The 1,150-nt window shown below is 45.2% G+C and carries 1 protein-coding gene; it reads left to right on the top strand.

Annotated features, from left to right (window positions below; genetic code table 11):
• Positions 1–119: 119 nt before the first annotated feature.
• On the top strand, positions 120–1,150 hold a 1,031-nt coding region (locus ABLA76_RS18225), incomplete at its 3' end, for an ISAs1 family transposase (protein ID WP_348988990.1).

The raw sequence follows: 1,150 nt of genomic DNA, 5'->3' as shown, positions 1-1,150 counted from the left end.
TTTTCGAAAAGTTATTAATTGATATGTAAGCAGGGCGCGAGCATACTTTTTTAACACCCCTTGAATGAACCGTAATTACATGATCTAATTATCCTTATTTTTCTTTTTAATACCCGCCCATGAATCCGAACCAGACCCTGATTGAACATTTAACCGTTGTGAAAGAAACCCGTTCTGATATCAATCGTCAGTACGAGCTGATTGATGTTATTTTTCTTGTCATCAGCGCCATTCTGGCTGGAGCCGAAGGTTGGCAAGATATTGAAACTTATGGTCGAGCCAAAATTAAGTGGCTGAAAAAATATCGCCCCTTTCTCAGTGGAATACCCCGCCGACACACGGCTGCCAGAATCGTGCGCGCTATTGAACTTGATTCGCTGTTGGAGGCTTTACTCAACTGGATCAATGAACAACGTGAACAGGGAGGGAAACCGGTCATTGCCTTCGATGGAAAAGTGCTGCGACACGCCTACCGTAATGAAAAGAAAAACGCCGTCCAACTGGTCACTGCATATGACACGGAGCAAGGATTAGTCCTGAGCCAGAAAGCCACCGCCACGAAAAACGGTGAAATCAGTATGGTGCGGCAGATGTTGGATATCCTTGACCTGAAAGGCAGCATCGTCACGCTGGATGCCTTGCATTGTCAGCGCCAAACGCTGGAAAAAATCAGCGAAAAGAAAGCCCATGTCGTTGTTCAGGCGAAGAAAAATCAGCCTCATCTGTGGAAAGCCGTCCAATCGCAATTTCAGGCGGTGTTTGATGCCGGTAAAGAAAAAATTATCACGGAAGTCAAGCAAGAAGCCCATGGTCGGCGTGAAGAGCGTTATGTGTTTCAGTTAAAGCCCCAATTCACGCCAGAATTAATAGAAAAATGGCCGACCATTCGTAGCATTATCGCAGTAGAACGTCACCGGACACAAAATGGCAAAGGAACGGTGGACACGTCTTATTATGTGAGTTCCCTTTCGCCCAAGCATAAATCATTGGGATATTACATTCGTCAGCATTGGCGGATTGAAAATAGCCAGCACTATATTCTTGATGTGGTCTTTAAAGAAGACGATTCACGAATTGTTCTGGATGGTGCCGTTGAGAATCTGGCATTGTTCCGTCGTATCGTCCTGAACCTAGTCAAACAATGCGATTG

Source organism: Xenorhabdus sp. SGI240, assembly GCF_040081915.1.
Taxonomy (GTDB): Bacteria; Pseudomonadota; Gammaproteobacteria; order Enterobacterales; family Enterobacteriaceae; genus Xenorhabdus; species Xenorhabdus bakwenae.
This window is presented reverse-complemented; position numbering and strand designations above follow the sequence as displayed.